Raw genomic sequence first — 3,309 nt, 5'->3', positions numbered from 1 at the left:
TTTCCCGTCGTAAAACTGAAGTCCCAAAGCTGCCGAATGGGCCTGAAACAGCACGTCTGGCATCAATGTTTTAGCTGCTAAATCTGGTCGATCGCTCTTGCCATTTTTGACGTGGCGCGGATCGAGCAAATTTGGCTTAAAATAAGTATAAGGCCAGCCGTAAAACTCGCCTTGACGAATTCGGGTCAAGTAATCCGGCACCAAATCATCTCCCAAACCGTCGCGCTCGTTGACTGTCGTGTAGAGTTGATTAGTTTTTGGGTGAAAATCCAATCCGACGGGATTTCGCAAACCGGAAGCAAAAGTTTGCTGGTTTGTACCGTCCAAATTCATCACTTGCACAGACGCCCTCGGCACAGACGCCCTCGGCAAGGGTTCGGAATCGGCATTAGACTGGGAACCAACTGATACAAACAACTGGCGGTTGTTCGGGGAGGCGACAACGTTTCGCGTCCAGTGTTGGTTGTAGCCACCGCCCGGTAAATCGGCAATTTTTTCACCAGTACCTGTTAATTGTTCCTGCCCTTTTGTGTAGGGAAATCGGCGGACTTCGGCGGTGTTTCCGAGGAAGAAATAGCGATCGGCAAAAGCCATGCCAAAGGGAATATTTAAGCCGTTTTGGGCGCTAGCAAAAGTCATGTTCACCTCAGCAACGCCATCACCGTTGGCATCCCTGAGCAGCCTAATCCGATTCTGCCTGGTTTCTGTTACCAAAACATCTCCTGTCGGCGTCAAAGCCAGCCATCGGGGAGCGTCTAAATTGTCAGCAAAAACGCTGACGACAAAGCCAGGAGGGACTTGCAGCACTGGCGATGGGGGAATCGGTACTACTTGAGGAGGTTTCGAGGCGCTTTGGGTGGCGAAAGGCTGCGGCAAAGCAGTTGCAACAATGCGGATCGGCTGCGGCGAAAGCGGTTTGGTCGGTACAATTTGATTTGTACGAACATTTGTCAGCGGTGCAACGGAGGGAATTTGCGACAGCGGAGTTGGTGCGGGTACAGGAGTCGCTGTAGCATCGGTAGCTCGATCGCACGCAACCAGGGGTAACAGCAGAATTAGCAGCAAGAAACGCAGGTAATACATAGCAGCGATTTCTCAACAATTGCTGGACAATTCTTTTATTCTAACTGCTCTGAAAAAGCGAAGCCACCGCGCGCGCGGTGGCTTAATTCTGGTTAGAAATCTAGTTCTACCAAAGTCCTCTCACAGGAGGAGCTGGACGCGGAGCCGGAATCGGACGCGGAGCCGGAGCGGGAGCCGGACGAGGAACTGGGCGGGGAGCGGGAGCCGGACGCGGTGGCGGTTCAGGGGCCGGACGCGGTGCTGGAGCGGGGGGACGAACAACTGTGGTAGAGACTACTTTATAATCGGGGATCACGACGAGCCTTTCTACCTGATCTCCGGCTACGGTGGCTCTGACTTTCATTCCCGGTACCAGAGAAGTAATTCTCAGGATGCATCTTTGAATCCTGAGAGTCCTGTACGGCCCGCTTTCTGGGCTAATTGTTACTATGTCGCCGACAATATTTTTGACAAAACCAATAATGGTTTGAGCGTTGGCTGTTGTGGTGCTCTGCGTTTGGGCTATTTCAATTGGAGGGTTAGCCATCGCAGGAAGCACTGAAACCGCCGATATTAGCACCGACAGGGTTGCACCTGTAAATAATTTGATCTTCTGAAGACGCATTGAAACCTCACATTAACTGCTATTTAGGGTCGGGCTTGCTTTCGCTGCGCGAAAGTCCCAACCTTTAAACCTAATCCAGTTTAATCCCCGGAGTAGTAAATTTAGGACAATCTCAAAAAAAGATTATCGAACAAGTTTTGAAAGACTAAATTTTACATCATAAGTTCCCAAGTTACAAGAAGTTCAGTGCTTCGGATCTCTAGAGTGTCGGCGTGATATATTGAGTTTGTTCGATCGACCGTTTCCGTTTTTTTGCGCCCCTCTAACTGTTGCTGCACGGGCGCCAAACTCTGCCAACAGACAGATTATGCTTGCCGGATGCAGCAGCGCCATAGTTTCAATTTGCGATCGCCAGTCTGCCACAGATCAAAAAATCAAATGAGTCGGAGGTAAAATTCAATCATTGACTTGCACGATTTACCCATCAACCGGATTTGTTCGCGAAAATCTCTAGCGGAGCGCCACCGTTCCCCGTATAAAACCCCGGTTTATTTGGTATTACCGCGTAAGTCTTGTGTTGAGCTATATCATCTCCGGTCAATTACCCGCAATAAAAAATATTGTTTGTAGTGAGGACTTCAGTCCGCATCAAATTTCAAGGACTAAAGTCCTCACTACAAACAACATTGGTTTGTAGTGAGGACTTCAGTCCGCATCAAATTTCAAGGACTAAAGTCCTCACTACAAACCAATTTTGTGGCAGTTAAATAAGTTATGATTTGTGAAATGGAAACTCAAAACTGGGCAGGGCATTTACAGTAAAAAACCCATCTCTAAATTTTGGCTTTCCGGTGGAGTTTGCGGATAATTAGATAAGAACTTTGTAGGAACTGCTGGTGAAGAGTTTAGCGAACAAAATAATGGTGAACAGCAAATTTTTATTTAACAACTTAATTGTGCTGAGTTTGAGCGCAGCGGCGCTGTCTGTCGCCTTACAGCAGCAAGCGACTGCTGAACCGGTGGCTAATTTAAGTAATAGTGCGATCGCCCAGCAGCCAAAATCTGATGTAAAATTGCCAAATCTCGGAGTTCCCGAACTGCCACCATTAGGCGAACCGTCTAGGTATCTTCCGCAGGAACCAAACGCGCCGGAAAATGCGATTGAGGAAGTGCGTTTAGTGCTGAAATTGCGAGAACGCCGGGTCTATGTTTACCGCAAAAATAAGGTGCAAGCCAGTTTTCCGGTGGCTGTGGGGAAAGACGGCTGGGAAACTCCCACGGGCAACTTTAAAGTCATGCAAATGATTAAAGATCCTGTTTGGGAACATCCTTGGACGGGAGAACTTGTACCCGCAGGGCCGGACAATCCGCTGGGAAGCAGGTGGATCGGGTTTTGGACGGATGGTAAGAATGTGATCGGTTTTCACGGGACTCCGACTCCAGAGTCGATCGGGCGAGCGGCTTCTCACGGTTGTGTCAGAATGTTTGATAAAGATGCCCAAGCTTTATTTGAGAAAGTCGCAGTGGGTACTCCGGTGATAGTTGAGAAGTAATTATTCGGAAACTGTGGTATTTGAAAATATTTAGCAACAGGCAAGATGCCTGTTCCACAAAGAGTTAATTTTATTGTGGGGTGGGCATCTTGCCCGCCCCCTTTCTTTCTTAGCAACAGGCAAGATGCC

At 48.6% G+C, this 3,309-nt stretch carries 3 protein-coding genes; 1 reads left to right on the top strand and 2 read right to left on the bottom strand.

Features of this window, described 5'->3' with window-relative positions:
- Together JGK20_RS33845 and JGK20_RS33840 are read right to left on the bottom strand one after the other, a co-directional pair.
- A partial coding sequence (locus tag JGK20_RS33845) for a PQQ-dependent sugar dehydrogenase (protein ID WP_293233767.1) occupies positions 1–1,083 on the bottom strand: 1,083 nt, incomplete at its 3' end.
- Positions 1,084–1,189: 106 nt separating this feature from the next.
- Positions 1,190–1,687 (bottom strand): autotransporter, encoded by a 498-nt coding sequence (locus tag JGK20_RS33840; protein ID WP_293185026.1) that lies wholly within the window; start codon positions 1,685–1,687, stop codon positions 1,190–1,192.
- 860 nt (positions 1,688–2,547) lie between these two features.
- Between JGK20_RS33840 and JGK20_RS33835 the strand changes: the two genes are divergently transcribed.
- Positions 2,548–3,180, top strand: coding sequence for a L,D-transpeptidase (locus JGK20_RS33835; protein ID WP_293192408.1), 633 nt, complete (start codon positions 2,548–2,550; stop codon positions 3,178–3,180).
- Positions 3,181–3,309: the final 129 nt, after the last annotated feature.

This window comes from Microcoleus sp. PH2017_05_CCC_O_A (genome assembly GCF_020738785.1).
GTDB lineage: Bacteria > Cyanobacteriota > Cyanobacteriia > Cyanobacteriales > Microcoleaceae > Microcoleus.
This window is presented reverse-complemented; position numbering and strand designations above follow the sequence as displayed.